General features: G+C 65.8%; 24 protein-coding genes. 13 read left to right on the forward strand and 11 right to left on the reverse strand.

What is annotated here, in order from left to right; genetic code table 11:
• Positions 1-8: 8 nt before the first annotated feature.
• The 3 genes from JCQ34_RS02095 to JCQ34_RS02105 form a co-directional block, all read right to left on the reverse strand.
• Complete coding sequence (locus tag JCQ34_RS02095; protein WP_286401328.1) at positions 9-1,091, reverse strand: ABC transporter substrate-binding protein; 1,083 nt, start codon at positions 1,089-1,091, stop codon at positions 9-11.
• A 66-nt stretch (positions 1,092-1,157) separates the two neighbouring features.
• Positions 1,158-2,024 (reverse strand): ABC transporter permease, encoded by an 867-nt coding sequence (locus JCQ34_RS02100; protein ID WP_286401330.1) that lies wholly within the window; start codon positions 2,022-2,024, stop codon positions 1,158-1,160.
• Positions 2,021-2,860, reverse strand: a complete 840-nt coding sequence (locus JCQ34_RS02105; protein WP_286401331.1) for an ABC transporter ATP-binding protein — start codon at positions 2,858-2,860, stop codon at positions 2,021-2,023. The genes JCQ34_RS02100 and JCQ34_RS02105 overlap by 4 nt, the downstream gene beginning before the upstream one ends.
• A 232-nt stretch (positions 2,861-3,092) precedes the next feature.
• Here JCQ34_RS02105 and JCQ34_RS02110 point away from each other — a divergent pair, with 232 nt between their 5' ends.
• The 3 genes from JCQ34_RS02110 to JCQ34_RS02120 all read left to right on the forward strand — a co-directional run bounded on the left by JCQ34_RS02110 (position 3,093) and on the right by JCQ34_RS02120 (position 6,280).
• A complete protein-coding gene (locus tag JCQ34_RS02110) occupies positions 3,093-3,866 on the forward strand; it encodes an IclR family transcriptional regulator (RefSeq protein WP_286401333.1) in 774 nt (257 codons plus the stop codon).
• A gap of 141 nt (positions 3,867-4,007) precedes the next feature.
• A complete protein-coding gene (locus tag JCQ34_RS02115) occupies positions 4,008-5,351 on the forward strand; it encodes a CaiB/BaiF CoA transferase family protein (RefSeq protein ID WP_286401336.1) in 1,344 nt (447 codons plus the stop codon).
• A complete protein-coding gene (locus JCQ34_RS02120; RefSeq protein WP_286401338.1) occupies positions 5,351-6,280 on the forward strand; it encodes a hydroxymethylglutaryl-CoA lyase in 930 nt (309 codons plus the stop codon). The genes JCQ34_RS02115 and JCQ34_RS02120 overlap by 1 nt, the downstream gene beginning before the upstream one ends.
• Here the strand turns inward: JCQ34_RS02120 and JCQ34_RS02125 are convergent.
• Positions 6,277-7,746 (reverse strand): amino acid permease, encoded by a 1,470-nt coding sequence (locus JCQ34_RS02125; protein WP_286401339.1) that lies wholly within the window; start codon positions 7,744-7,746, stop codon positions 6,277-6,279. The genes JCQ34_RS02120 and JCQ34_RS02125 overlap by 4 nt on opposite strands.
• 231 nt (positions 7,747-7,977) lie before the next feature.
• Here JCQ34_RS02125 and JCQ34_RS02130 point away from each other — a divergent pair, with 231 nt between their 5' ends.
• Positions 7,978-9,564: an HNH endonuclease signature motif containing protein gene (locus tag JCQ34_RS02130; RefSeq protein WP_286401340.1), complete on the forward strand. Its 1,587-nt coding sequence runs from the start codon at positions 7,978-7,980 to the stop codon at positions 9,562-9,564.
• Between the two features lie 64 nt (positions 9,565-9,628).
• On the opposite strand, the gene JCQ34_RS02135 is transcribed toward JCQ34_RS02130, so the two are convergent.
• On the reverse strand, positions 9,629-10,360 hold the full coding sequence (locus JCQ34_RS02135) for an alpha/beta fold hydrolase (protein ID WP_286401342.1): 732 nt from the start codon (positions 10,358-10,360) through the stop codon (positions 9,629-9,631).
• A gap of 73 nt (positions 10,361-10,433) precedes the next feature.
• Between JCQ34_RS02135 and JCQ34_RS02140 the strand changes: the two genes are divergently transcribed.
• From JCQ34_RS02140 to JCQ34_RS02160, 5 genes are all read left to right on the forward strand, one after another.
• The gene (locus JCQ34_RS02140) at positions 10,434-11,147 is read left to right on the forward strand and encodes a helix-turn-helix transcriptional regulator (protein ID WP_286401345.1); all 714 of its coding nucleotides are present in this window, start codon (positions 10,434-10,436) and stop codon (positions 11,145-11,147) included.
• Between the two features lie 115 nt (positions 11,148-11,262).
• On the forward strand, positions 11,263-12,120 hold the full coding sequence (locus JCQ34_RS02145; RefSeq protein WP_286401347.1) for an IclR family transcriptional regulator: 858 nt from the start codon (positions 11,263-11,265) through the stop codon (positions 12,118-12,120).
• A 126-nt stretch (positions 12,121-12,246) separates the two neighbouring features.
• The gene (locus JCQ34_RS02150; protein WP_286401349.1) at positions 12,247-13,944 is read left to right on the forward strand and encodes a urocanate hydratase; all 1,698 of its coding nucleotides are present in this window, start codon (positions 12,247-12,249) and stop codon (positions 13,942-13,944) included.
• A gap of 100 nt (positions 13,945-14,044) precedes the next feature.
• Positions 14,045-15,637, forward strand: coding sequence for a histidine ammonia-lyase (gene hutH, locus JCQ34_RS02155; RefSeq protein ID WP_286401352.1), 1,593 nt, complete (start codon positions 14,045-14,047; stop codon positions 15,635-15,637).
• A 162-nt stretch (positions 15,638-15,799) separates the two neighbouring features.
• A complete protein-coding gene (locus tag JCQ34_RS02160) occupies positions 15,800-16,045 on the forward strand; it encodes a hypothetical protein (RefSeq protein WP_286401355.1) in 246 nt (81 codons plus the stop codon).
• 111 nt (positions 16,046-16,156) lie between these two features.
• Here JCQ34_RS02160 and JCQ34_RS02165 read toward each other — a convergent pair whose 3' ends face one another.
• Entirely contained in the window at positions 16,157-16,417 is a 261-nt protein-coding gene (locus JCQ34_RS02165) for a hypothetical protein (protein WP_286401357.1), read from the reverse strand.
• A 193-nt stretch (positions 16,418-16,610) separates the two neighbouring features.
• Between JCQ34_RS02165 and JCQ34_RS02170 the strand changes: the two genes are divergently transcribed.
• Complete coding sequence (locus JCQ34_RS02170; protein ID WP_286401360.1) at positions 16,611-17,501, forward strand: fumarylacetoacetate hydrolase family protein; 891 nt, start codon at positions 16,611-16,613, stop codon at positions 17,499-17,501.
• Between the two features lie 41 nt (positions 17,502-17,542).
• On the opposite strand, the gene JCQ34_RS02175 is transcribed toward JCQ34_RS02170, so the two are convergent.
• From JCQ34_RS02175 to JCQ34_RS02190, 4 genes are read right to left on the reverse strand one after another with little or no spacing between them, the layout of a single operon-like run.
• Positions 17,543-17,935 carry a universal stress protein gene (locus tag JCQ34_RS02175; RefSeq protein ID WP_286401362.1) on the reverse strand — a complete coding sequence of 131 codons (393 nt, stop codon included), beginning with the start codon at positions 17,933-17,935 and terminating at the stop codon, positions 17,543-17,545.
• The gene (locus tag JCQ34_RS02180; protein ID WP_286401365.1) at positions 17,932-19,521 is read right to left on the reverse strand and encodes a tripartite tricarboxylate transporter permease; all 1,590 of its coding nucleotides are present in this window, start codon (positions 19,519-19,521) and stop codon (positions 17,932-17,934) included. The genes JCQ34_RS02175 and JCQ34_RS02180 overlap by 4 nt, the downstream gene beginning before the upstream one ends.
• Positions 19,522-20,025, reverse strand: coding sequence for a tripartite tricarboxylate transporter TctB family protein (locus JCQ34_RS02185; RefSeq protein WP_286401367.1), 504 nt, complete (start codon positions 20,023-20,025; stop codon positions 19,522-19,524). It lies immediately after the preceding gene.
• Positions 20,022-21,032 carry a Bug family tripartite tricarboxylate transporter substrate binding protein gene (locus JCQ34_RS02190; RefSeq protein ID WP_142131346.1) on the reverse strand — a complete coding sequence of 337 codons (1,011 nt, stop codon included), beginning with the start codon at positions 21,030-21,032 and terminating at the stop codon, positions 20,022-20,024. Before JCQ34_RS02190 ends, JCQ34_RS02185 begins: the two co-directional genes overlap by 4 nt.
• Before the next feature lie 318 nt (positions 21,033-21,350).
• Between JCQ34_RS02190 and JCQ34_RS02195 the strand changes: the two genes are divergently transcribed.
• On the forward strand, positions 21,351-22,931 hold the full coding sequence (locus JCQ34_RS02195; RefSeq protein WP_286404251.1) for a sensor histidine kinase: 1,581 nt from the start codon (positions 21,351-21,353) through the stop codon (positions 22,929-22,931).
• Complete coding sequence (locus JCQ34_RS02200; RefSeq protein WP_286401373.1) at positions 22,928-23,593, forward strand: response regulator; 666 nt, start codon at positions 22,928-22,930, stop codon at positions 23,591-23,593. The genes JCQ34_RS02195 and JCQ34_RS02200 overlap by 4 nt, the downstream gene beginning before the upstream one ends.
• Before the next feature lie 25 nt (positions 23,594-23,618).
• Here the strand turns inward: JCQ34_RS02200 and hutG are convergent, their stop codons facing one another.
• Positions 23,619-24,572 (reverse strand): formimidoylglutamase, encoded by a 954-nt coding sequence (gene hutG, locus JCQ34_RS02205; RefSeq protein ID WP_286401375.1) that lies wholly within the window; start codon positions 24,570-24,572, stop codon positions 23,619-23,621.
• Positions 24,573-24,777: 205 nt separating this feature from the next.
• On the opposite strand from hutG, the gene JCQ34_RS02210 reads away from it, so the two are divergent.
• Complete coding sequence (locus JCQ34_RS02210; protein WP_286401377.1) at positions 24,778-26,082, forward strand: cation:proton antiporter; 1,305 nt, start codon at positions 24,778-24,780, stop codon at positions 26,080-26,082.

The following is a 26,082-nucleotide window of genomic DNA, read 5'->3' on the forward strand; positions in this document are numbered from 1 at the left end:
GGCAGCAGCTACTTCACGAGGTCGTTGGTGTACGTGTCGGAAAGCTTGATTTCCTTATTCCCCACGTCCGGGTTGGCTACCTGCTGGGTCTTCAGGACCGCCTGGACGCCGTCCTCAGTGAAAGTGCCGTCCTTGCTCAGGGTCTTCTTGAGGTCATCGATGACCTTGGCGTAGAGCTCCTTGTCTCCGCCGGCAAAGCTTTCCGGCATCTTGGCCGCGATCTCGGCCCCGGAGTGACCGTTGATGTACTCAAGGGTGCGCTTGATGGCCTTGGCCAGCTTGGCCGCCGTGTCCTTGTTCTGGTTCAGCCAGTCCGTCTTGGCATAGAGGCAGGCGGAAGGCCAGGAATCAGTGGAGAACACTTCCTTCAGCCCCTCGGAGGTGCGCACGTCCTCCAGCACTACAGGATTGTGGCCAATGCGCTTGGTGAGGACCGATACGTCCGGTTCGAGCATCACGGCTGCGTCGACCTGGCCCTGCTCAACAGCGGCAACGGCGGAAGATCCCGCGCCGATGGCGGACACCGCTGCATCGGACTGCTGCATGTTGTTCTTGGCCAGCAGGAACTTCACGAACATGTCCGTGGAGGAGCCCGGGGCCGTCACTCCGACGTTCTTGCCCTTGAGGTCGGCAATGGTCTTGATCTGGCCTTCGTTCTTCGGCGCCACCAGCAGGGCAAGGCCGGACGACTGGCCCATGTCCACGAAGGCCTTGATCTGCTGGTTCTTGGCCTGCATCTGGATGGTGTGCTCGTAGTAGCCGCTTGTCACGTTGGTGCTGCCGCCGACCATGGCCGTCAGGGCCTTCGAGCCGCCCTGGAGGTCCTGGAGCTCGACGTCCACGCCTTCATCCTTGTAGTACCCAAGCTGCTGGGCCAGAGTCGTCGGAAGGTAGGTCAGGAGGGTCTGGCCGCCCACGCCGATAACCACCTTGCCGCCCCCGCCTCCGCCGCCGGCCGCGGCTGATCCGCTCTGGCCGGGAGGGGCTGCGGCGGGGGCGCCGCAGGCCGAGAGTGCCACGGCAACGGCAGCAATCAGGGTCAGCGGCCGGAGGAAGACCCGGCCACGGCGCCGGGTTGCTTTGTCTGTCATGGGTATCCCTTTCAGGCGGTTTTGGAAAGTTTGCGCTGTGAGGCGGCTTTTGGCTGTGAGGACTGGTCAGGAGGACCGGACCGGGCGCCATCTGAGGAGGTGCCGCTCCAGGCGGTTGACGAGGAGATCGATGATCAGGACCACGATCATGAGGATGAACATCCCGGCGAAGACGCCCTTGGTGTCGAAGACGCCCTGGGCCTGGGCAATGGCGTAGCCCATGCCGCCCGAGGCTCCCAGGTATTCACCGACCACTGCGCCGGTGATGGCGAAGCCCACGCTGATGTGCAGGCTGGAGAAGATCCACGTGAGGGCGCTGGGAATGAAGACGTGGCGCAGGAGTTGCTTTTCGCTGGCCCCCAGCATCTTGGCGTTGTCCACCAGGACCCGGTCGACGCTCTTGACGCCTTCCAATGTGTTGAAGAAGACGATGAAGAACACCAGGGTGAAGCCGAAAGCGACCTTGGACCAGATGCCCAGCCCGAACCAGAGCAGGAAGATTGGAGCGAGGACTACGCGCGGGAGCGCGTTGAACATCTGGAGGAAGGGGTCCAGCAGCCGTTCCAGGAAACGGACCCGGGCAAGGATGAAACCCAGGAGGAGTCCGACGGCGGCCCCCACCAGGAACGCGAGGATGGCTTCCTGCATGGTCACCCAAAGATGGGGGAACACGAACCCTGACGACACCCAGAGCCACACGGTCTGGAAGATGTCCGAGGGAAGGGGGAAGAAGAATTCATCAATCACCCCGGCCCGGCCCAGGACCTCCCACGCTCCCAGCACGAGGACCGTGAGGAGGAGTTGGATGCTCCGCATGGCCAGGGGTGACATTTCTCCCCGGCGGGTGGACCGGCTGGCGGGGCTGCGGTCCTGGGTGCTGCCGGGAGAGCCGTTCCCGCGCGGACCCGGCTTCCGAGAACCGAGGATGGTCATGCGGCTTCACCTTCCTCTGCCATGGCGCTTTCGTAGGTCTTTGAGACTTCGATTTTCAGGCGGCCCCAGATCTCCCGGTGCAGGGCAACGAAGCGCGGGTCATCCCGGATGTCCAGCAGGTCGCGGGGGCGCGGAATGTCGATTTCGTAGCTTCCCACCACGGTGCTCCCGGGGCCCGCGCCCAGGATGACCACTTCGTCGGACAAGGCAATCGCTTCGTCGAGGTCGTGGGTAATGAAGACCACCGCCTTGCCCGATTCCTGCCAAAGTTGCAGGAGTTCGTTTTCCATAATCTGGCGAGTCTGGACGTCGAGCGCGGAAAACGGCTCGTCCATGAGGAGGATGTCCGGATTGACGATCCAGGCCTGGGCGATGGCCGTGCGCTTGCGCATGCCGCCGCTGAGCTGGTGCGGGTAGCGGTCGGCGAAGTTCTTGAGGCCCACCTTTTCGAGCCAGCGCCGCGATTCTGCGTGGGCCTCGGCCTTGGAGACGCCAGCCATGGTGAGGCCCAGGCTGACGTTGTCGATGACGGTTTTCCATGGCAGCAGCGCGTCTTGCTGGAACATGTAGGATGCACGGCGGTTCACGCCGGTCACGGGTTCACCGAAGCTCTTGACCTCGCCGAAGCTGGGAGTCAGGAGGCCTGCCGCCATGTTCAGGATGGTGGACTTTCCTGATCCAGTCGGGCCAACGATTGAGACGAAGCGGCCGGGTTCAACCTTCAGGTCGATGTCGCGGACTGCGAAGTAGGTCTCGCCTCCGGATGTTGGAAATTGTTTGGTGCACCCGGTGAGCTCCACGGCATATCCGGACGTGGCTGGCTGTGCAGCTGGCATCTTTGCCTCTTCCCGGCCAACTCCGGCCGCTTGTTTCCCCCTGCTGGTTCACGCTGTCGGAACGATGGTGGTGCATCGGTCCGCGTCCAGAGTCCCGTGTACGGACTCCGTTGGTACTGCTCATCAGCAGGTGTATACCTGCCACATCGTGGGTTCTCCATCATGATGTGGACCTGATGCTAACAGTTACTTCGGTCACACTCAACGCCTCCGTGGCTCATACACTTTCCCCATGAGCTCCAGCGAAACGTCGGCCACGCCCCTGTTGGTCCTTCGAAAGATCACTGCCATCCTTGATGCTTTCTCCCTCGCCCGGCCCGAGTTGTCGCTGGCCGAGATCCGTTCCAGCACCGGCGTGCCGCACTCCACGGTGCAGCGGCTGGTGGCGAACATGGTGCAGGAAGGGATCCTGGACCGGCACGGCGACCGTTACCGGGTGGGGGTGCGGATGGCCCACTGGGCAGCGCCGGCAACCCAGGGCCTGGACTTCCTGGAACTGCTGACCCCCGTGCTGCGGAGGCTTCGTGACGAACTGGGTGAGACAGCCTGCATCTTCCGCGAATCCCAGGGAAAGCGCGTCTGCATCGCCCTGGCCGAGACCCGCCGCATGCTCCGGAGGGTGGTGAGCGTCGGTGAAATCATGCCGTTGCACGTCGGTGCGGCGGGGCGGGTGCTGCTGGCTTGGAACCCGGAAGTCGCGGAGCACGTGTACCGGTCCGGCCTGGCGTCCCTGACGGACCAGACCATCACCGATGCCGCGAGCCTGGAGGAGTCGGTCGCCAAAGTCCGGGCCGATGGTTTCGCCATCACCACCGGTGAGCGCGTGTCAGGCGCCAGCGGAATCTCGGCTCCGATTTTCGGGCCGCAGGGTGAACTCTTCGGGGCCCTGACGGTGATGGGTCCCGCGCTGAGGATGCCCTTCGACGTCTGCGCGTCCTGGGTGGAGCAGGTGCTGGCGGCCGCCGAGGAGGGCACCCGGGTGATCGGCGGCACTATCCCCCAGTAGGGCCGGTTCCCGGATCCCTCTATCCACATTGTGATTTTGGGTCCACAATATGAGTTATCGTGCCAACGATGTTTCGCGATCCACGGCAGGCCGGGCAACGCGGCCCGGACACCGGCTGCCGGCAGAACAGGAGTCCCAAAGATGGTGGAAACTTCACAATCCGCACCCGCCGGGGAGATGCGCGGTGCTCAGAACCCGGATTCCGGACCTGCGCCCCAGACCGGTACCCGGCGCGTTGCTGCTAAGTCCGGCGGTACTCCTGATCCCGGTGACGCCACGGGCGCAGTCGGCGGACCGCTCGCCGGCGTGCGTGTACTGGAGCTCGGATCACTCATCGCGGGCCCTTTTGCGGGACGGCAACTGGCGGATTTCGGTGCGGAGGTCATCAAGATTGAGTCTCCTGACCGTCCCGATCCCATGCGCGAATGGGGCCGGGCCCGAATCGAGGGCCACACCCTCTGGTGGTCGGTCCAGTCACGGGGGAAGAAGTGCGTGACGTTGGACCTCAAGTCACCCCGCGGTCGTGAGCTGTTCCTGGAACTTTGCAGGGAAGCCGACGTCATCCTGGAGAATTTCCGACCCGGAACACTCGAGAAACTAGGTCTTTCCCCCGAAGTGCTCTGGCAGACCAATCCGGGCTTGGTGATCGCCAGGGTCTCCGGTTACGGCCAGACCGGACCGGACGCGAACAAACCGGGCTACGCTTCCGTGGCCGAGGCCCGCGGCGGCCTGCGCCACCTCAATGGATATCCGGACCAGGCGCCGCCACGGACAGGCATCTCGCTGGGGGACAGCCTCGCTTCGCTCTACGCGCTGCAGGGAATCCTGTTGGCTCTGTACTGGCGGGATGCCAAGGGAGGGACGGGGCAGGTTGTGGACGTGTCCCTCGTAGAGGCTTGCTTCTCCCTTTTGGAAAGTGCCGTGCCCGATTACGCGGCTGCGGGCGTTGTGCCGGGCCCCAGCGGTTCCGGACTGAAGGGGATAGCGCCGTCCAATATTTTCCGCTCCAGCGACGGAAAGTGGGTGGTGATCGCTGCCAACCAGGACTCGGTGTTCGTGCGGCTGGCTGCCGCGATGGGCGCCCCGGAGCTGGCGTCCGACCCCCTCTACAGCAACCACGCTTCGCGCGGCGTCAACCAGGAGGCGTTGGAACAACTGATCGCCCAATGGGCCGCAGGCTTCAACCACTCGGAACTGGTGGCGTGCCTTGACCGGCACGCTGTTCCCAACAGCACCGTGAGTACCATCGAGGACATCTTCGAGGACCCACAGCTCCGGGCGCGCGGGATGCTGGTGGACGTTGCCGATGAACAGTTGGGGACGGTGGTCCAGCCGGGCATCATCCCCAAGCTGTCCCGGACCCGTGGCGGCATCGCATGGAACGGGCCTCTGGCGCCCGGTTCGCACAACAGCGACGTCTACGCGGGCCTACTCAAGCTCAGCGCCGAAGAACTGCAGGATGCCAAGGATGAAGGTGCGATCTGATGAACGGAATTGCGGGAAGCGATAAGTCCAGGGGCGCAGTCTCCATCGTGGATGTCAGTCCCCGGGACGGGCTGCAGAATGAAAAGGTTCCAGTCAGTACCCACGACAAGCTGCGCCTCATCAACGACCTGATCGCCTTGGGGGCCAGACGGATCGAGGCAGTGAGCTTCGTGAATCCCAAAAAGGTTCCGCAGATGGCTGACGCCGACGCCGTCATGGCCGGGGTGCCGCGGGATGCGGGAGCCAGCTACATCGGCCTCGTATTGAACACCCGGGGCGCGTACAGGGCGGTGGATGCAGGGGTGGACGAGATCAACTACGTCCTTCCCGTAACGGATGCCTTCGCGGCGGCCAACCAGAACACCACGGTGGCCGCCGCCCTCGATGCCCTTGAGGAAGTGTCCGGAATTGCTGCCGCTTCGGCCATCCCGCTCACCGTCACGGCCGCCGTCGCCTTTGGCTGCCCGTACCAGGGCGACGTGCCCGCGGAACAGGCTCTTTCCGTCGTCCGAAGCGCGCTTCAAAGGGCCCACTTGGCCGAAGTTGCCCTGGCCGACACCATCGGTTGCGCCGTCCCTTGGCAGGTGGGCGAGGTCTTTACCGCCCTGGCATCGGAAACGGACGTGTCACTCCGCGCCCACCTGCACGAGACGCGCCACACTGCTTTGGCGAATACCTATGCGGCCGTGGCTGCTGGGGTCAGGGTCTTTGACAGTGCCGTGGGAGGCCTGGGCGGCTGCCCGTTTGCCCCCGGCGCGGCCGGCAATATCTCCACGGAAGACCTGGCGTGGATGTTGGAACGAGCAGGGTTTGCCACCTCGATAGACCCGCGGGCGGCCACCGAACTGGGGCGCTGGATCTGCGCCAAAGTGGAGACGGCTCCCCGCTCGGGGCTGGCCGGCGCGGGAGTGTTCCCCAAGGCCGCCTAGGAGGAGACCACCGGCAGCGGCGAGGTTTCGTCCTCAAGGTGGGCCCGCCGTCGTCCGTCACCTCTGATCCACAAACGGTAGGCGAGGACCAGCAGCCCCAGCCACACCGCGCCGACGTACAGGGCGATCCGGGTGTCCTCGAAGGCACCCAGGACGCCGATCACCAGCGCCATGAAGGCGATGGTGAGCACGGAAGCGGCAGGCCACCACGGCGAGGGGAATTCCGACGCCGGGAGGCCCTTCCGCGCGATTTCCCGCTTCATGGCCACGTGGGACGCCAGGATCATCACCCAGACCCAGACCGTGGCGAAGGTGGCGATAGAGGCAATCACCAGGAACACGTCTTCCGGAATGACGGCGTTGAGGACTACGCCCACCAGCAGGATGCCTGCCATCATGACCACGGTCATCCAGGGGACGCCGTGTCGGGAGACCTTACCGAAGGCGGCGGGCGCATGGCCCTGGTTGGAGAGTCCGAAGAGGATGCGTCCGGCGCCGAAAATGTCGCTGTTGATGGCCGAGAGGGCTGCCGTGATGACCACCGCGTTGAGGATGTGCGGCGCGGCCGGGATGCCCAGGCTGCTGAAGATCTGAACGAACGGACTGCCGCTGGTGCCTACCTGGTCCCACGGGAAAAGGCTCATCAGGACGCCCAGGGTGAGGACGTAGAAGAGCAGCACGCGGACGGGGACGGTGTTGACGGCCTTGGGGATGACCTTCTTGGGATCGGCAGCCTCGCCGGCCGTGATGCCCAGCGTCTCCACGCCGCCGAAGGCGAACATCACCACGGCGAAGGATGCCAGGAGGCCTTCGAAGCCGTTGGGGAACAGGCCCCCGTGCTCAACCAGGTTGCCCAGGCCCGGAGCGACCGGGGAATCGGCGGTCTGGAAGCTAAACACGATGAGCGCTGCACCGCCGGCAATCATGGCGATGATGGCCACGACCTTGATCAGCGAGAACCAGAACTCGAGCTCGCCGAACACCTTCACGCTGAGGAGGTTCAACGCGGCCAGGAAGCAGATGACAGCCAGGATCCAGATCCAGCGGTCCACCTGTGGGAACCAAAAACCCATGTAGATGCTGAAGGCGGTGACGTCGGCGATCGCCACGATCGCCATCTCGAAAACGTACGTCCAGCCGGTTACGAAGCCGGCAAGGGGGCCCAGGTAGCGGCTCGCATACTGGCTGAAGGACCCGGATACCGGGTGCCGCACCGCCATCTCGCCGAGTGCGCGCATCACCATGAACACGGCCGCGCCGCCGATGATGTAAGCCAGCAGCACGGCCGGGCCGGCTTTCTGGATCGCCGAGGCCGAGCCATAGAAAAGGCCGGTACCGATGGCCGAGCCGAGGGCCATGAAGCGGATGTGCCGGACATTCAGGCCACGGCTAAGGGCTTGTCCGACGACGGGTGCCGGGTTTTGCTTTTCCACCGGACTTTGGGTCCGGGTTGGGGTGGGTTGCATAGAGTTACCTTCTCGTCTTTGGGAGGGGAGCCGGTAACCAGCAGACCATTTTCGGCCCTGCCGTGATGAGGCTCACGCGGGGTTGGTGTCTTCGGTTACAGACTGTCGGCCGTGAGATGCGTACGACGGCGGCGCGAGGCTTGAGGCGCTGAGGCACGACCGAGCTGCAGGGGGCCTGGCGGCCGGCAGCCCCGGAGTCTGAATGTCAGTGGGTCAATGGATGATAGGGGTATGGCAAGCGGCAGCGGTGTTGGGGCGGTTTTGGAAGGTGTTCATGCCTCTGTTGCTGCCCTCGCTGCCCTGGAGCTCGAGGACGCTTCCCTGGCTTCCGGCGCCTCCATTGGTACAGGCATTGATGTGTTGCAGCGGCGGTATGAGATCCGGCTGGAACGCCTGGAGGTCACGGCACGCCTGGAGGCGCGGCTGTCCGCGATGAAGGCACGGGACTCAGCCGAGGCCGTCGGGTTTCAGCAGGCCATGACACCGCCGGACGCGTCCCTGCACGACCGCACCTACACGGAGATGTCCGTAGTGGAGGAGATCGCCGGGGTCCTGACCATCAGCTCCGCCGCCGCCGGGGCGTTCCTGGAACAGTCCCGGAAAGTTTGCTCCCTCCCACCCGTGTTCGAGGCCCTGGCCGCCGGTGACATGTCCTGGCAGCACGCCAAGGTCATCGCCGATGAAACCGAAGGCCTAACTCCTGAGGGCGCGGTGAAGTTGGTGGCGCATTTCTTCGACCCCGACGCACCCCACCCCGCCCGCGGCGCCGCACCGGGTGAACTCGTCCCGTCCCGGTTCCGGGCTAAGGTCCGTGGCTGGCGTGAACGCCACCACCCCGAATCCATCGAAAGACGCCACGCCAAAGGTTTTGCCGACCGGCGCATGGAATACACCCTCGACCGCGACGGCATGGCCTGGATCTCCCTCCACCTCCCCGGCGACACCGCATGCGCCATCTGGAACCGCACCACCGCCACCGCCCGCGGCTTGCAGGGCCCCAACGAACCACGCACCATCACCCAACTCCGCCCCGACATCGCAGCATCACTGCTCCTCGGATCAGGAACAGCAAGCGAACTCGGCGAAGTACCCACGCCGCGGGCCGATGTCCTGGTCATGGTGCCGGTACTCTCCCTGCTGGGTGCGACGGATGAGCCGGCGGTACTGGACGGCATGGGACCAATCCCGGCGTCCATGGCCCGGAAACTCGTCGCCGACGGGGCCGACTCCTTCTACCGGGTCCTGGTCGACCCCAGGGACGGGGCACCGCTGGAAATCGGCAGGAAGAACTACCGGCTGACGGAGACCATCAAACGCTGGATCAGGATGCGCGACACCAAATGCACCTTCCCCGGTTGCACCAACCACACCCCCGACAACGAAACCGACCACCTCCAAGCCTGGGAACACGGCGGCACCACCGGCACCACCAATCTGGCCCAACTCTGCCCCAAACATCACCGGCTCAAACACCACAGCCCATGGACACCAGGTACGGCCACCAACAATGACCCACCCGGCTGGACCTCACCCACCGGCCGCCACTACAAACCCGAACACCCAGACACCGAACCAACACACTGGCCACAATGGCTCCTGGCGTTGTTCGGCGACACCTCGGAACGGGAGACCTCAACACGGGCACTGGAGTGGCCGGACGTGTACGTACCCGAACACCCCGGCTTGCTTGAGGAGCTAGGCGTCCCCGACGACCCCGGCCCCTGGAACTACCAACTCCCCGCCGATCCTTTTCCGGAGTGGAACTTGTTTTTGGACTTCGACGAGCTGAGGGCACCAGCGCTCCCGGGCGCCACGTAGGTGTTCTGATGGAACAGGGCCGGGCCAGCTGGATTCGGCTGCCCCTACATGTTGCGCGTGCAGCTCAGTTGGTTCGAAAAGCCTCTGACTGAATGGCCTTGGCGAGGTCCCGGGGACTGCTCCACATTGGCCAATGGCCCGTCGGGAGATCAATGATGTCGAGGTGTTCCAGGTTCGCGACTTCAGCGAACATGGGATGACCGGTTTGGGCCAGCTCCAGCACCTGGGCGCTGGGGATTGAGCAACAGATCAGGGTTGTCCGGACTTTGCGGCGGCCGCCGTTGGTGAGCTCGATGGGTTGACGAAGCACGGGGCCGGGCTCAGGGACGGCCCGGGCCCGAAACTGCTCGAGGACCTCTGCGCTCAGGCCTTCGAGGCTTGTCTGCTGTGCAAGGACGTCGAAGGGCGGCAGTGGAAGCTCCTCCAATTCCTCCGGGAGGTCTGGGGCGAAGACACTTCCCGTCGCCGCCGGGCCGGAGTCGACCCACACTACCCGGTGGACAAGCTCAGGGTGTCGGTCCATAACGAGGCTGACGGGCGCGTTAGCCCCGCTGTGGGCGACGAGAATTGCAGGCTGATTGCCGTGTTCAGTGATGACACCCAGGATCGCGTCAGCCTGGGCGTCCAAGGTCCTACTTGAACGCTCCGGATCGTCCGCGTCAAGGCCGGGCAGCGTCATCGCCAGAGCATGGAGGTGGTGGTTATCCAGGTGTTCAAGAACGTCATCCCACGCCCAGGCGCCAAGCCAGTGGCCAGCGATGAGAATGATGGTCGGACTGCTCGTAGCGGTTGTCATGCCACAACTTTCGCAGGCGCGGTGGACAACGCTATGTCACTATTTATGTCATGAATTTGCTTGGGTTTGAGCTGTGAAGCGGGCGGAACGGCTCCATGCGCTATCGGAGATGTTGCGCCGCAGCGGCGCGAGGGGTGTCTCCGCCGAACAGTTGGCGAGAGAGTTCGAGGTGTCTGTGCGCACCGTTAAGAGGGATCTCGATGCGCTGGAGAACAGCGGTGCGCCTCTTTGGTCACGTCCAGGTCCAGGTGGTGGGTACGGGTTGGCAATCGGTTCCTCCCTTCCGCCCGTCAGCCTGTCTCCGGCGCAGGCTGTTGCACTCATGGCGGCTGTGTCCGCTGCGTCGGATGCCCCCTACGCTGACCTGGCAGCAGCTGGTATCCGGAAAATCCTGGACGTCCTCGATCCCAGGACCCGGGCAAGAGCGGACGATCTGGCCCGCCGTGTGTGGGTTAACTCGCTTCCCTCGACCTCGCGCGCGACCAAATCGGCGTTGGAGGAAGCGATGTCCGAACAGCGGGTAATCCGCATTGTCTACACCTCGGGAGAAGGGGCCACAACAACCCGTGATGTGGAGCCCGTGCTGTTCGCCTCCACGAACGGCCAGTGGTACTTAGTTGGATGGTGCCTGATGCGCGACGCAATGAGATGGTTTAGCGTGTCGCGTGTCCAGCAGGCCACCGTAACTAAGACCGCCTGCAGCGGCCACACTATCGACGAGGTCGGAGAACCCCCAGCGAACGCCAGACCGGTGAACGGTGGCGCTCACCAGAAGAGCGGTAGCTAGCGCGTCTGGTATTACAGACAACTGACCAGGATTGGGGGTCGTCAACGCCTGCCAGCGGCCGCAAGCTTAAGTACGGGATACCGGACAGAGCTAGCCAGAAAGATCCTTCCACTCCATGAGCACTGCACTAGGCGCCGCAACACGAGGCGCTCCAACACCCAACACCGAAACGCAGGCGTCCCGCGCGTCGGCCAAGGCGTCGTCGAAAGTTCCTGCCGCCGAAAACACCCTGCGCATCCTCAAGCTGCTGGCTTCGCGGCGGGGTCCAATGGCGGCGTCACAGATCGCTTCCAGCCTGGACCTGCCGCGGTCAAGCGTCTATCACCTGCTGGGGGTGATGGAGGCCAACGGCTTCGTGCTGCATCTCCACGAGGAGCAACGGTACGGGCTGGGCATCAGTGCCTTCGAGCTGAGCTCTGCCTACTCCCGGCAGGAGCCGTTGTCGCGCCTCGGCCGGCCCCTGCTTGCGGGCCTCGTGGACACGATTGGCGAGAGCGCGCACCTCGCCGTGCTGCACGGGCGGGATGTGCTCTACATCGTGGAGGAGCGGGCCAAGAACCGGCCGTCCCTGGTGACCGACGTCGGCGTCCGCCTTCCCAGCCACCTCACCGCCAGCGGCCGCGCCATCCTGGCCGCCCTCCCCAAATCCCAGGTGCGTGCGCTCTATCCCAACGCCGCGGCCTTCACTGCCCGCCACGAAGTGGAGGGAGCCATCATGAAGTACTCGGCCCTGTCCTCCCACCTGGACCAGGTCCGGCAGCGCGGGTACGCCACCGAGCATGGCGAAGTGACCCCGGGCTTCGGCTCCATCGCCGCCGCTGTCACGGATCATCTTGGGTGGCCCACGGCCGCCGTCGCGGTCACCTTCCTGGAGGACAAGCTGCCCGCGGAGGAGTGGCCGGTGCTGGCTGCCCGCGTCCAGAAAGTGGCAGATGAACTCTCTGTGCGCATTCACGGCCGCCCCGTCAAATAGCCTCCGGCCCTCGTCTGGAATACCGGACACAACCACGACGAAAGCCCTGTGGCGGCCCTGGCCGAGGGGCTTTAGTTGATACAGAACTTCTTTCCCCATCCAGACAATCACCAGAAGGAGCCCATCATGGCACCCGCCGATTTCACCACCGGTGCCCGCCCGGTCAAAGCAGCCCGCGGCACCGAGCTCACCGCAAAGTCCTGGCAGACCGAAGCGCCTCTGCGCATGCTGATGAACAACCTGGACCCCGAGGTAGCCGAACGCCCCGATGACCTTGTGGTCTACGGCGGCACCGGGCGCGCCGTCCGTTCCTGGGCCGCGTTCGACGCCATTACCCGCACCCTGGAAACCATGGAAAAGGACGAAACCCTCCTGGTCCAGTCCGGCAAGCCTGTCGGCGTCTTCCGCACCAACGAATGGGCCCCGCGCGTGCTCCTGGCCAACTCCAACCTGGTGGGCGACTGGGCCACCTGGCCCGAATTCCGCCGCCTCGAGGCCGAGGGCCTGATGATGTACGGCCAGATGACGGCCGGTTCCTGGATCTACATCGGCACCCAGGGCATCCTGCAGGGGACCTTCGAAACGTTCGCCGCGATCGCCCGCAAGCTGACCGGAGACGAGAACGGCACCCTTGCCGGCACGCTGACCCTCACCGGAGGGTGCGGCGGCATGGGCGGTGCCCAGCCGCTGGCCGTCACCCTGAACGAAGGTGCCTGCCTGATCGTCGACGTCGACGAAAACCGCCTGCGCCGCCGGGCCGGCAAGCGCTACCTGGACGAAGTGGAAACAGACCTCGACGCCGCCATCGCCAAGGTGCTCGAGGCTAAGGAAGAGCGCCGCGGCTGGTCCGTGGGCTACGTGGGCAACGCCGCCGAGGTCTTCCCCGAGATCCTGCGGCGCCACAAAGCCGGTGAACTCGCCGTGGACATTGTCACTGACCAGACCTCCGCCCACGACCCCCTGAGCTACCTGCCCGAGGACATTTCCGTGGACGAGTGGCACCGCGAAGCTGAAGCGGATCCGGAAGGCTTCACCAAGAAGGCCCAGGCCTCCATGGCACGGCACGTCCAGGCCATGGTGGAATTCCAGGATGCCGGCGCCGAGGTCTTCGATTACGGCAACTCCATCCGTGACGAGGCCCGCAAGGGCGGCTACACCCGTGCCTTCGAATTCCCCGGCTTCGTACCCGCCTACATCCGGCCGCTGTTCTGCGAAGGCCTGGGTCCGTTCCGCTGGGTGGCCCTTTCCGGCGACCCTGAGGACATCCGCGTCACGGACGAAGCGATCAAGGAGCTCTTCCCCGAGAACAAGCACCTGCACCGCTGGATCGATGCCGCCCAGGACCGCGTGGAATTCGAAGGCCTGCCTGCGCGCATCTGCTGGCTGGGCTATGGCGAACGCGCCAAGGCCGGGCTGCTCTTTAACCAGCTCGTCAAGGAAGGCAAGGTCAAGGCCCCCATCGTGATCGGCCGCGACCACCTGGACTCCGGCTCCGTCGCCTCCCCGTACCGCGAAACCGAGGCCATGGCGGACGGTTCGGATGCCATCGCCGACTGGCCCATGCTGAACGCCCTGCTCAACACCGCCTCCGGTGCCACCTGGGTGTCCCTGCACCACGGCGGCGGCGTCGGCATCGGCCGCTCCATCCACGCCGGCCAGGTCTCCGTCGCCGACGGCACGGATCTCGCTGCGCAGAAGCTCGAACGCCTCCTCACGAACGATCCGGGCATGGGCGTCATCCGCCACGCGGACGCCGGCTACGAGCGAGCCCTCGACGTCGCCAAGGAACGCGGCGTCCGTATCCCCATGCAGGAATCCCGCTAACCGAGACCCAATTCCACATCGGTTGCTCCGTAGGCGCCGTTATGACCCCTCAAAAGGGCGCTTACGGAGCAATCGACGAGAAAAAAGTAGGAACCACCAAATGACTACGATTACCCATGAACCGCTCACCGTCACCCTTGGTCCGGCGGGCGTCACGCCCGAGGACGTGCTCGCCGTCGCACGCGGGGGAGCCAAGGTGACCATCGCGCCCGAAGCCCTGGAAACCGTCGCCAAGGTCCGCGCGCACATCGACGACCTCGCTTCCAGCGACGTCCCCGCCTACGGCATCTCCACCGGTTTCGGCGCCCTGGCAAACCGGCACATCCCCAACGAACTGCGCACCCAGCTGCAGAAGTCCCTGATCCGCAGCCACGCGGCCGGCATGGGCCCCGCCGTGGAGCGCGAAGTGGTCCGCGGCATCATGTTCCTGCGCGCCAAGACCCTCGCTTCCGGCCGCACCGGCGTCCGCCCCGTGGTCCTCCAGACCATGGTGGACGTGCTCAACGCCGGCATCACGCCGGTGGTCCGCGAATTCGGGTCGTTGGGCTGCTCCGGCGACCTGGCCCCGCTTTCGCACTGCGCGCTGGTTTTGATGGGGGAAGGCGAAGCGGAAGGGCCCGACGGCGTCACGTACGGTGGGCGCGGAGAGCGCCCTGTCGCTGAGCTGCTTGCAGAACACGGCATTGAGCCGGTCATCCTCGCCGAGAAGGAAGGCCTGGCGCTGGTCAACGGTACCGAGGGCATGCTGGGCATGCTCCTGATGGCCATCGCGGACCTCCGGCGGCTGCTGACGACGGCGGACATCACCGCCGCGCTCAGCGTCGAGGCGCTGCTGGGAACCGACCAGGTGTTCCTGCCAGAACTGCACGCCGCGCTCCGGCCACACCCGGGCCAGGCGGCCAGCGCGGACAACATGCTGCGCGTTCTCTCGGATTCCCCGATCGTCGCCTCGCATAGGGTGGGGGACTCCCGGGTGCAGGATGCCTACTCGCTGCGCTGCGCCCCGCAGGTGGCCGGTGCCGTCCGCGACACCGTTGACCATGCGGAGTTGGTGGCAACCCGGGAACTGGCGGCAGCCATCGACAACCCGGTCGTCCTGCCGGACGGCCGCGTCAGCTCGAACGGCAACTTCCACGGTGCCCCGGTTGCGTACGTCCTGGACTACCTGGCCATCGCCGTCGCGGACCTGTCCTCCATCGCCGAACGCCGCACCGACCGGATGCTGGATCCCGCCCGGTCCCACGGTCTCCCCGCCTTCCTCGCCGCGGACCCGGGAGTGGACTCCGGCCTGATGATTGCCCAGTACACCCAGGCCGGCCTGGTCTCGGACAACAAACGCCTGGCCGTTCCGGCCTCGGTGGACTCCATTCCGAGCTCGGCGATGCAGGAAGACCACGTGTCCATGGGCTGGCACGCGGCGCGGAAGCTGCGCAAGGCCGTGGAGAACCTCCGCCGGGTCCTGGCCATCGAACTGGTGACCTCGGCGCGGGCGCTGGATATCCGGACGCAGCTCTCGGGCGGCGTCCTGACGCCGGGGCCGGCAGGCGCCGCCGTTGTCGCTGCCCTGCGCGACGTGGTGGAGGGGCCAGGGACGGACAGGTTCCTGTCTCCGGAACTGGAAGCGGCGGACCGGCTGGTCGCCTCAGGTGAGGTGCGCCGGGCAGCCGAATCCGCCGTCGGGCCCTTGGCCTGACACCGAAGGATCTTCAGGGGCTGCAGGGCACGCGCCCAAAAGGCGGAATTTCCGGCGCCACGGCCTGCCGTGGCGCCGGGAGTGTAGTAGAACTGAAGGTGTAGTGAAAGTCACATCAAAGAGGCTGTGGCAGCAGAACGATACAAAGGGGTAGAAGTTCAAATGAAAGCACGTGGGGCAGTCCTGTCGAGGCGCAATGCCCATTCCGCCGCGGTATCCAACTGGAAGTCGCTCCAGGCCGGGGACCGCGTCGAGATCATCAAGCATGCGCAGGTGGTGGCAGCCGGGGAAGTGGAAGAGGTGTCCCAGAGCGGCAACGTCCTCTGGCTGGTTCCGGCGGGTCCGACAGGTCCTGCAGAGAAGCAGCTTTTCCTAAAGTCTGACGGCGTCGAGATTCGCCGCGGCTAGTCCCGCCAAGAGCAAAAAACCCCGCACCGCCAACCGGCGTGCGGGGTTTTTGTTGCCACCACGAGGGGAGGCGGAGGGAAGGTGCCGGCACTGACGAACAGGCGGCCCGGATCAGGCCGCGAAGGACTCGTAGGTTTCGCCGAACGGTACCGATTCATCCAGGGCTACGGTGTAGCTTCCCGGGTGCAGCCTGGTGACCAGGATGCCGCAGGCGGCGTCCTTGGCCGCAACGTCAATCAGCTGCGCGACGGCCTGTTCCAGTCCGGCGTGGACCTCGGCGGCGCTGGAAAACTCCAGGCTGATCGACCGCGTCGCGGATCCTTCGGTGGTCTTGGCAGCGGCGGGGACGCGCTCCAAAATGGCTGTAGTCATGTACTGAACTTTCTGTGTTTCGTGCCAAGATGGCTCCCACATTCTACCGACTGATCCGGCGATATGTCAGATGTCTGCTCTTAGGAGGGCGGTCACAAAGCGTCCGTTCGCGGCCCAGGCAGCAGATCGAGGACCATGGAAACGGGCCACCACCGGCCCAACGACCCACCAAGACCCTGAGGAGAATTCGGGAATGAAAATCATGCGCCTGGGCGATGTCGGCAACGAACAGCCAGCCGTACTGGTCCCCTCAGTGGACGGAACTGACCGGTGTTTCAGCCTGCTGCCCATTACCCGTGACGTGGACGGGGCATTCCTTGCTTCCGGCGGCCTGGACAAGGCCCGGAAGGCATTGGAGGCGGGGGAGCTGCCGGAGATCATGGACGCCCATTCACTCCGCATTGGTTCACCCGTGGCCCGCCCCGGCTCCGTCGTGGGAATCGGAATGAACTACGCCGCCCACGCCGCGGAATCCGGGGCAGAGCCGCCCACCATTCCTGTCGTGTTCCTCAAGCCGAGCAATACCGTCACCGGCCCCTGCGACCCCGCCCCGATGCCCCCGCGCTCCACCCAGTACGACTGGGAAGTGGAACTGGGCATCGTTATCGGGAGGGAAGCGAGTTACCTCCGCTCCACTGATGAAGCGGCAAGCTGCATCGCCGGCTACGTCACGGCCAACGATTTCTCCGAGCGTGAATACCAGCTGCCCGGGGCGGCAGGGCAGTGGACCAAGGGCAAATCGCTTCCCGGGTCAACCCCCCTGGGCCCGTGGCTGGTTCCGGCAGAAGAGATCGACGGCGGCAACCTGCGGCTGCGCAGCTGGGTGAACGGTGAGCCGCGGCAGGATTCAACATCAGCTGAGCTCATCTTTGACGCCGCCACACTGGTCCACCACTGCAGCCAGTACATGCGGCTGGAACCGGGCGACGTGATCCTCACCGGAACCCCGCAGGGTGTGGCCCTCTCCGGCCGCTTCCCCTACCTCCAGCCGGGTGACGTGGTGGAGGTCGAGGTGGAAGGCCTGGGCCGCCAGCGCCAGGAGTTGTTCCGGACGCCGGCGGCCAGTACGGCCCAGCCGGCCTGACTCAGCCGTACTGACTCGGCGGGCTGGCTCGGCGGCCTGGCTCAGCTGGCCTTGACGGCCAGGACCGGGCAGTCCGCCTCCAGCAGGATGCGCTGGGACGTGCTGCCCATGATCAGTTTGCCCACCGGGGTGCGGCGGCGCAGGCCAATCACGATGAGATCGGCTTTATGTTCCTCGGCCGCGTCCAGGACCTCGGCCGCGGCGTCATGGCCCCGGACCGGCCGCTTGATCAGGTACTGGATGCCCTGGCTGGCCAGCCGCTGCTCAATGTCCTGGATCTCGCCTTCGGGTGCGAAGCGGTTGTCCACCGCTGCCTCGCCCTTCGACGAGTTGATCAGCACCAGCGTGCTGTTGTTCTTCCGGGCTTCGGTGATGGCCTGGGTCAAGGCAGCTTCGCCTTCGGGGGTGGGGACGTATCCCACAACAACGGTCATGGTCGCTCCTTATGGTCGGAATAAACGGCATCGTGGTTCGAGTGGACCGTATCATCGGGTTCCGTGGCAAGGGCCGATGCCCCGGCGGCAGGAGCAGCAGCGGGCCGGTTGCGCCGGATCAGCTTGTAGGCGAAGGGCCACAACAGGATGAGGGCAATGATGACGTAGATGACGACGGCGATCGGCTCACCAAAGAGCCCTGCCGGATCACCCGCGCTCAGCTGCAGGGTCTTACGTAGCTGCCCCTCGATCCTCGGGCCCAGGATCACGCCGAGGATCAGCGGCAGCACGGGAAGCCCGAAGCGCCGCATCATGAACCCGAGGGCGCCCAGGACCAGCAGGATCACCAGGTCGAACGCCTGCAGGTTCACCGAGTAGGCGCCCAGCGTGGCGAAGAACAGGATGCCGGCGTACAGGTACGGGCGGGGGAGCTGCAGCAGCTTGGCCCACATCGGTGCCAGCGGCAGGTTGATGATCAACAGCAGGAGGTTACCGATGAAGAGGCTGGCGATCAGCGCCCACACCAGGGGACCCTCGCTGGTAAAGAGCTGCGGGCCCGGCTGGATGCCGTAGGACGTGAAGGCAGCGAGCATCACGGCCGCCGTGGCGTTGGTGGGCAGGCCCAGGGCCAGCATGGGAGTCAGGGTGCCGGCAGCGGCAGCGTTGTTTGCTGCTTCCGGGCCGGCAACACCTTCAATGGCTCCCTTGCCGAACTCTTCAGGGTGCTTGCTGAGGCGCTTTTCCGTGACATAGGACAGGAAGGTGGGGATCTCGGCACCACCGGCCGGCAGCGCACCGAACGGGAAGCCGAAAGCGGTCCCGCGCAGCCACGGCTTCCAGGAACGCTTCCAGTCGGACTTGCCCATCCAGGGCTGCCCCACGGGAATGGCGTGCAGTGGGGTCCGGCGAAGGTGCGCCGCCACCCAGAGGGCCTCGCCCACGGCGAAGATGGCCACGGCGACCACCACGATGTCCAGGCCGTCCGCGAGGAGCGGCTGGCCGAACGTCAGACGGCGCTGGCCAGTGACCGAGTCCATGCCCACCAGGCCGATGGCCAGGCCAAGGCCCAGGGAGGCGAAGCCGCGCAGCCGCGACGAACCGAGCACGGCCGTGACGGCCAGCAGGGCGAGGACCATGATGGCGAAGTAGCTGGGGGCGCCGAGGCTGACGGCGAACTTCACCACGATCGGTGCGCAGACGGCCAGCAGCGCCGTGCCAATGGTGCCGGCAACGAACGAGCCGATGGCCGCCGTCGCAAGCGCCTGTGCCGCCCGGCCCGCCTTGGCCATCTTGTTGCCCTCAATGGCGGTAACCACAGAGGACGACTCGCCGGGGGTGTTGAGGAGAATGGAGGTGGTGGAGCCGCCGTACATGCCGCCGTAGTAGATGCCGGCGAACATGATGAAGGCACTGGTGGGTTCCAGGGCGTAGGTGACGGGAAGCAGGAGGGCGACGGTCATGGCCGGGCCCAGGCCGGGGAGGACGCCGACGGCGGTGCCCAGGATGACACCGATGACGGCGTACAGGAAATTCATGGGGGTGAGGGCGGTGGCGAAGCCGTCCATCAGGGAGGACCAGACGTCCATTTAGAGGATTCCTTCCAGGAGGCCGGCCGGCAGCGCGATGCCCAGGCCGAGGTAGAAGCCGTAGAAGGTCAGCAGGGACAGTGCCACGGAGATCAGTCCGTCCCGGATGTAGCGGCGGCTGCCGAGGGCCAGGACGCTGCCCCAGAACAGGACGGTCCCGGAGATTACCCAACCGGCCCAGTCGATGAGCAGGATGTTCGCAATAAACGCACCTGCCAGCGGCAGGATGGTCTTCCAGTCGGCGGGGTGGTCCAGGTCCACGTCCTCGCCGCCCTCGGCCTCGCCCTTGCCGCCGCGCAGCACGTTGATGGCCAGCAGGACTGCGCAGACCACCAGCATTCCGGCCACGATGAACGGAACAGTTTTTGGCCCTACCGGGTCCGACTTCGAATACGGGGTTACCAGGCCGTTGGCGTCCAGGAAGACGACGACGCCGGCCGCCCCGAGCAGGAGTGCGACTCCCAGCTCGGAGCGGCCCTTGAGACCTGTGGTCAGGGACGTCACGCCAACCCAAGCTTGGTGAGGACGTCCGCCACCCGCTTGTCCTGCTCGGTGAGGAAGGTCTTGAACTGGTCACCGGTGATGAAGGCGTCGGTCCAGCTGTGGGTCTTCAGCGCTTCCTTCCAGCCGTCGGTGCCGTGCATCTTCTCCAGGGCGGCGATCAGGGCTTCCTTATCCTTGTCGCTGATGCCCGGAGGGGCCACGACGCCGCGCCAGTTGGTGAACACCAGGTCGATATTGGATTCCTTCAGCGTAGGTGCGTCCACACCGTCCAGCCGCTTCTCGCCGCTGGTGGCCAGGACGCGGACCTCGCCGGATTCGATCTGCTTCAGGTACTCGCCGGCGCCGGAGGCAGCGAAGCCCAGCTTGTTGCCCAGGATCGCGGGCAGGAGGTCGCCACCGCCGTCGTAGGCCACGTAGTTGACCTTGGTGGCATCGATGCCCACGGCACCGGCCAGTTGCATGGGGAGCAGGTGGTCGGGACCGCCGGGGGAGGAGCCGCCGCCCACGGCGATGGAGCCGGGATCTGCCTTCCAGGCCTTCACCAGGTCGTCAATGGTCTTGTAAGGCGAATCCTTGCTGACCATGATGGCACCGGGTTCCTCGATGAGGCGGGCCAGCGGGGTGGTGGAGGTCAGCTTGGACTCGGATTTGTTGGTGTAGCTGGCGCCTACAACGCCCAGGCCCATGAGCATGGCCAGGTCCCCGTTGCCCTTTTCGTTGACGATGCGGGCCAGGCCCACGGTGCCGCCGGCGCCGGCCAGGTTGAAGACCTCGGTGTTGGTGGAGATCTTCGCGTCGTCCAGGACCTTCGCGGCGGCGCGGGCGGTGGTGTCGTAACCGCCGCCGGGGGAGTTGGGGACCATGATCTGCAGGCCGGTGATGGGCCCGGCGGCGGCGCCGGTGCTCTCCGAGCCGGTGGAGCTCTTGCCGGTGGCACCGCAGCCGGTGGCCATCAGGGCGATGCCGGCAGCAACGGCGGCAATTCGCAATGCGCGGATCTGGCGCATGTGTTCCTCTTCTCTCAAAACAAATCTGATCAGCATCAGTTGACTTGTGTTTCCGATGCCTTGCGGTTCCGATGCTAGGGGCGGCCGTGACGGCGATCACTCTTGTGTACGCAGAGAAAGTTGTGTTCATTGCGTTCACGTTTCCAAAACCCCACATCGCCCCTGCCCGGGCTTTGGGGGCGCGGCTTTGGGATATAGTTCCCGGTACACCCGGCCCTGCGCCCCTGCTGCTGCCCGCACTTTGCCCGCCAGCCCGCCGTGCCGGAGAACCCGCCCTGCCGCACCACCAGGAAGACCATTGTGACTCGACGACGAGGAATGTCCCTCGCGGGGCAATACCTGCTGCTGCAGTTGCTCATCGTCCTCGCGGTCCTGGTGGGCGTGGTGGCCATTTCCCTGGCCCAGTCCGCTGCCGCCTTCGAGCGCACTGAAGGCAGGCGGGCACTGTCCGCTGCAGAAGCCCTGGGCGGGAACCCGGTGGTGCGTGAACTCCTCCCCGAGTCCCAGGCGCGCGGCGGAGCCGTGCTGCCGGCAGTGGCGGAGTCGGTGCGCATTGTCTCGGGCTCCTCGAGGGTGGCGCTGGCCAGAATCGACCGGACAGTGGTGGCGTCCTCGGATCCCAGCCTGCTGGGAGAGCCGTTGGAGCTCGGCGCCAGCAGGGTGATGGAAGGCAGGGCATGGACCGGCGTGGTGGGCGGAACCCCTGCCCCGCTGCTGTCCGCGCACGTCCCGGTCCTGGACGACACCGGGCACATGATCGGGATCGCCTCCATCAGCCGCAGCTATCCCACCATGCTCGAGCGGTTGGGCGACGCCGTCCCCAACCTCCTGACGTACCTCGGCGTGGCCAGTGTCCTGGGTATCGCCGGGTCGCTGCTGCTGTCGCGGCGGGTGAAGCGGCAAACGCTGGGCATGGAACCGAGCGAAATCACCAGCCTGGTGGAAAACCGCGAAGCCATGCTGCACGGCCTCAAGGAAGGTGTGGTGGCGCTGGACCTGCACGACCGGATTACGGTGGCCAACCACAGTGCGCGTGCCCTGCTCGGCCTCCCGCCCGACTGTGTGGGCAAGCGTGTGGCGGGACTCGCCGTCGAACCTGCCCTGAAGGAAGTCCTAACCCACGAGCAGCCCGGGCCGGACCAGCTGGTGCTGGTGGGGGACCGGCTGGTGGTGATGAACCGGATGCCGTTCGAATCCCGTGGCCGCGTGATCGGCTCCGTCACCACTTTGCGCGACCGCACGGAACTTTCCGAGCTGGAGCAGGAACTGGGGACCACCCGCACCGCCACGGACACCCTCCGGGCGCAGGCCCACGAGTTCGCCAACCAACTGCACGTGATTTCCGGCCTGATCCAGATCGGCGAGTATGATTCGGTGGTCCAATTCGTCAACGGTGCCACCGTGGACCGGACCAGGCTCAACGATGAGGTGACGGGCCGGATCAAGGACCCGGCGCTCGCGGCCCTGCTGATCGCCAAGTCGAGCCTTGCCACCGAACGCGGGGCGGCCCTGCAGCTGGATCCCGACTCCATGCTGGACAAGATTGATGACGGGCTGTCCAGGGACCTCACCACCGTGGTGGGGAACCTCGTGGACAACGCGTTCGACGCCGTCACGGGCCTTCCACACGCAGCGGTCAGGGTGTTGGTGGATGGCAGGGCTGGTGAAGACGTGGTGGTGACGGTGCGGGACAACGGTCCCGGCGTTCCCGGCGGGTCCACCGACCGCATTTTCCGCCAGGGCTTCACCACCAAGGAACCGGGTCCCGCCGGCAGCCGCGGCTTCGGCCTGGCGCTGTCCCGGGTGGTTTGCCGCCGGACTGGCGGGAACCTGACCGTGGCCAACGATAATGGGGCTGTCTTTACCGCCGTGCTGAAACGAGGAACTACCCAGCCATGATCAAGGTCCTGATCGTCGACGACGACTTCATGGTGGCCAAGGTGCATGCCGGCTTTATCCAGCGCACGCCGGGCTTCACCGTGGTGGGTGCGGCGCATACCGGCGCCCAGGCCCTCGCGGAAACGGGACGGCTCCAGCCCGACCTGGTGCTGCTGGACATCCACCTGCCGGACATCAACGGCCTGGACCTGATGCAGCGGCTGCGCGGCGTGGCCCCCGAACTGGACGTGCTGGTGATCAGCGCCGCACGGGAGGTCGAAACCGTGCGGAAAGCCCTGCGCGGCGGCATCGTCCACTATTTGATCAAGCCGTTTTCGCAAACGGACCTGCAGGAACGGCTGGAACACTACCGCAACGCCTACCAAAGCCTGGATGCGTCCAAGGACGTTGCCGAACAGTCTGACGTCAACCGGGTGTTCGGCCTGGACCGCGCCGAACGTCCTCTCCCCAAGGGCTGCAGCATCGAGACGCTGAGGCTGGTGGAGGCCGCGCTGAACGCGGCCACCGGCGACGTGTCCGCGGCGGAGGTAGCCGAGGAACTTGGGACCTCCCGGGTCAGCGCGCGCCGCTACCTGGAATACCTGCACGACGAGGGGACGCTGGACGTGCGGCTCAAGTACGGCGTGGGCCGTCCCGAGCGGCGGTACGCCCTGAAAGCCTGACCCTTTGCGGGAGGCACCTAGGCCGTCAGCGCAGCAGGGTGTCCACCAGCCGCGCCGCCGTCCGTGCCGTGCGGCCGTCAATGTCGAACGCAGGATTGAGTTCGGCCACGTCCAGGTGCAGCAGCTTGCCGCTTTGCGCCACCTGCCGGCACACCGCCGAAATGACGTGCAGCGGAACGCCGTACGCAGCGGGCGCACTGACCCCGGGCGCCACGGCGGCGGGTAGCACGTCCAGGTCGATGGTCAGGTACAGGACGTCGATGCCTGCCAGGAAGCCGCCCACGAAGTCCCGGACCCGGTCCGCGTCACAGTCCTCGTCGAGCAGGTATTGGACGCCGAGCTTTTGGGCGGTGTCGAAGAGGACCTGCGTATTGTTCGGCTCCGAGATGCCGACGACGGCGTAGCGGAATTCGCGGCCGGCGTCCGCCTCCGCGCGGGCCATCTGAAGGAACGGTGTCCCGGAGCTGGGGATGGGCTCGTCGCGGAGGTCGAAATGGGCGTCAAGGTTCAGGACGCCGAGGCGCTGCCCGCTTTGGACCGCCGTCGAGCCGGCGACCCCGAGGTAGCTGGCGTAGGCCGTTTCGTGGCCGCCGCCCAGCACGACAGTCTGGTGGCCGGCCTCGAGCAGGGCCGCCACTGCGCGGCCAAGCCGGTCCTGGCCCGCTTCCAGGTCTTGCCCGGACACCACCACGTCACCGACGTCGACCACCGCGCGGTCCAGGTGGAATGCCAGCGGGCCAAGGGCTTTCCGCAGGGCAGCCGGGGCCTCGCATGCTCCCGTGCGGCCCTTGTTGCGCCGCACGCCCTCATCGCTGGCGAAGCCCAGCAGGGCGGCAGGCTTCGCCGCCGCTTCTCCATTCCACGACTTACTGCCGGAGTTCACCGCCTGCCACCAGCGGCGGTGGCCGGGACCGTCGCCGTCGAACCTTCCTGTCCAGGGCTGCGGCGGGACATCGACGGCGGGGAGCTGGAGAGACATGCTCCAAGCTCACCGCATGCCGGCCGCGAAAACCAGCAAGGCCGCCGTCGTCCTGTCCGGGATCCAAGAACCCGCACGGAAAGCAAGCCTTCGCGGGGAAGGGCGCGCCCGGTGGGGTACAGGGAATAGGGTGAGACCCAGTGGGTCCGTGGCAGCAAGCAATTCCTGCCGGCCGTCAACGCAACAATTCCAGGCTGGAGAGCCCATGTTTGAAGCCCCCGACATCCTTTTTGCCGCGGCCGGCCTGGCCGTCTTCATTGCCGCGGTGCTGCCCAAGCTGCTGCGCAATATGCCCCTGTCCATGCCCATGGTCTTCCTTGGCGCAGGGATGGGTGCCTTCGCGCTGATCCCCTCGCTGCCGGACCCCAACCCCGTGGAGCACAGCGACTTCGTAATGCACCTTGCGGAGGTGTGCGTGATCATCTCGCTGATGGGTGCCGGGCTTGCCCTGGACCGGCCGGTAGGACGTAAGCGCTGGTCCACCACATGGCGGCTCCTGGGGATCGCCATGCCCCTCTGCATCGTTGGACTGACCCTGCTGGGCATGTGGTTCCTTGGCCTCGGTCTCGGCGCGGCGCTGCTGGTGGCTGCCAGCCTCGCCCCCACGGACCCGGTGCTGGCCTCGGAGGTACAGGTGGGCGAGCCCGCAGACCAGGACGAGCACGCTGACAAGGAGGATGAGGTCCGGTTCGGCCTGACCTCGGAGGCCGGGCTCAATGACGGCCTGGCGTTCCCGTTCGTGTACCTGGCAATTGCCATCAGCGTCGCCGGAGCAAACCCCTCTGCCTGGTTCGGTGAATGGTTCGGCCTGGACGTGCTGTGGCGGCTGGCGGTTGGGCTTCTCGTGGGTTTCCTCACCGGCAAGCTGCTCGCGAGGCTGTTCTTTTCGGCCCGCGCCGACAGTCTCCGGCTGTCCAACCACTCCGAAGGCTTTGTGGCACTGGCGGCGACGTTCCTGGCGTACGGGTTGACGGACATGGTGGAGGGCTACGGGTTCATCGCGGTGTTTGTCTGTGCCGTGACCATCCGTGCCGCAGAACGCACCCACGGCTACCACCGGGTGCTGCACTCCTACGTTGAGCAGCTGGAACGGCTTCTGACGGTGGTGATCCTGGTCCTGCTGGGTGGTGCCATTGCCCGCGGGCTGCTCGCCGGGGTCGGCCCTGCGGAAGTGCTGGTGGCTTTGGCTTTCCTGCTGGTGGTCCGGCCGCTTGCGGGCTGGCTGGGCCTGCTGGGCGGCAAGACCGGCCCGCGGGAACGCGTGGCACTGTCCTTCTTCGGCATCCGCGGAATAGGTTCCGTGTACTACCTTGCGTTTGCGCTGGCTGAGGGCCACTTCACGGACCAGGCACACTGGCTCTGGTCCTTCATTGGGTTGGTCATTACGCTGTCCATCGTGATCCACGGTGCCACCACTTCACCGCTGATGAACCGGCTCGACCGGCTGCGGCAGAGGAAGGCGCTGGCAGTGTCCGGCGATGAGGGGCTGGCACCGAACACCCCGGTGTAG

The organism is Pseudarthrobacter defluvii (assembly GCF_030323865.1).
Classification (GTDB): Bacteria; Actinomycetota; Actinomycetes; order Actinomycetales; family Micrococcaceae; genus Arthrobacter; species Arthrobacter sedimenti.

What these genes read in the sequence shown, in the direction of transcription:
- JCQ34_RS02095 (WP_286401328.1), bottom strand. Translation starts at nt 1,091, where the DNA reads ATGACAGACAAAGCAACCCGGCGCCGTGGCCGGGTCTTCCTCCGGCCG.
- JCQ34_RS02100 (WP_286401330.1), bottom strand. Translation starts at nt 2,024, where the DNA reads ATGACCATCCTCGGTTCTCGGAAGCCGGGTCCGCGCGGGAACGGCTCT.
- JCQ34_RS02105 (WP_286401331.1), bottom strand. Translation starts at nt 2,860, where the DNA reads ATGCCAGCTGCACAGCCAGCCACGTCCGGATATGCCGTGGAGCTCACC.
- JCQ34_RS02110 (WP_286401333.1), top strand. Translation starts at nt 3,093, where the DNA reads ATGAGCTCCAGCGAAACGTCGGCCACGCCCCTGTTGGTCCTTCGAAAG.
- JCQ34_RS02115 (WP_286401336.1), top strand. Translation starts at nt 4,008, where the DNA reads ATGGTGGAAACTTCACAATCCGCACCCGCCGGGGAGATGCGCGGTGCT.
- JCQ34_RS02120 (WP_286401338.1), top strand. Translation starts at nt 5,351, where the DNA reads ATGAACGGAATTGCGGGAAGCGATAAGTCCAGGGGCGCAGTCTCCATC.
- JCQ34_RS02125 (WP_286401339.1), bottom strand. Translation starts at nt 7,746, where the DNA reads ATGCAACCCACCCCAACCCGGACCCAAAGTCCGGTGGAAAAGCAAAAC.
- JCQ34_RS02130 (WP_286401340.1), top strand. Translation starts at nt 7,978, where the DNA reads ATGGCAAGCGGCAGCGGTGTTGGGGCGGTTTTGGAAGGTGTTCATGCC.
- JCQ34_RS02135 (WP_286401342.1), bottom strand. Translation starts at nt 10,360, where the DNA reads ATGACAACCGCTACGAGCAGTCCGACCATCATTCTCATCGCTGGCCAC.
- JCQ34_RS02145 (WP_286401347.1), top strand. Translation starts at nt 11,263, where the DNA reads ATGAGCACTGCACTAGGCGCCGCAACACGAGGCGCTCCAACACCCAAC.
- JCQ34_RS02150 (WP_286401349.1), top strand. Translation starts at nt 12,247, where the DNA reads ATGGCACCCGCCGATTTCACCACCGGTGCCCGCCCGGTCAAAGCAGCC.
- hutH (WP_286401352.1), top strand. Translation starts at nt 14,045, where the DNA reads ATGACTACGATTACCCATGAACCGCTCACCGTCACCCTTGGTCCGGCG.
- JCQ34_RS02160 (WP_286401355.1), top strand. Translation starts at nt 15,800, where the DNA reads ATGAAAGCACGTGGGGCAGTCCTGTCGAGGCGCAATGCCCATTCCGCC.
- JCQ34_RS02165 (WP_286401357.1), bottom strand. Translation starts at nt 16,417, where the DNA reads ATGACTACAGCCATTTTGGAGCGCGTCCCCGCCGCTGCCAAGACCACC.
- JCQ34_RS02170 (WP_286401360.1), top strand. Translation starts at nt 16,611, where the DNA reads ATGAAAATCATGCGCCTGGGCGATGTCGGCAACGAACAGCCAGCCGTA.
- JCQ34_RS02175 (WP_286401362.1), bottom strand. Translation starts at nt 17,935, where the DNA reads ATGACCGTTGTTGTGGGATACGTCCCCACCCCCGAAGGCGAAGCTGCC.
- JCQ34_RS02180 (WP_286401365.1), bottom strand. Translation starts at nt 19,521, where the DNA reads ATGGACGTCTGGTCCTCCCTGATGGACGGCTTCGCCACCGCCCTCACC.
- JCQ34_RS02190 (WP_142131346.1), bottom strand. Translation starts at nt 21,032, where the DNA reads ATGCGCCAGATCCGCGCATTGCGAATTGCCGCCGTTGCTGCCGGCATC.
- JCQ34_RS02195 (WP_286404251.1), top strand. Translation starts at nt 21,351, where the DNA reads ATGTCCCTCGCGGGGCAATACCTGCTGCTGCAGTTGCTCATCGTCCTC.
- JCQ34_RS02200 (WP_286401373.1), top strand. Translation starts at nt 22,928, where the DNA reads ATGATCAAGGTCCTGATCGTCGACGACGACTTCATGGTGGCCAAGGTG.
- hutG (WP_286401375.1), bottom strand. Translation starts at nt 24,572, where the DNA reads ATGTCTCTCCAGCTCCCCGCCGTCGATGTCCCGCCGCAGCCCTGGACA.
- JCQ34_RS02210 (WP_286401377.1), top strand. Translation starts at nt 24,778, where the DNA reads ATGTTTGAAGCCCCCGACATCCTTTTTGCCGCGGCCGGCCTGGCCGTC.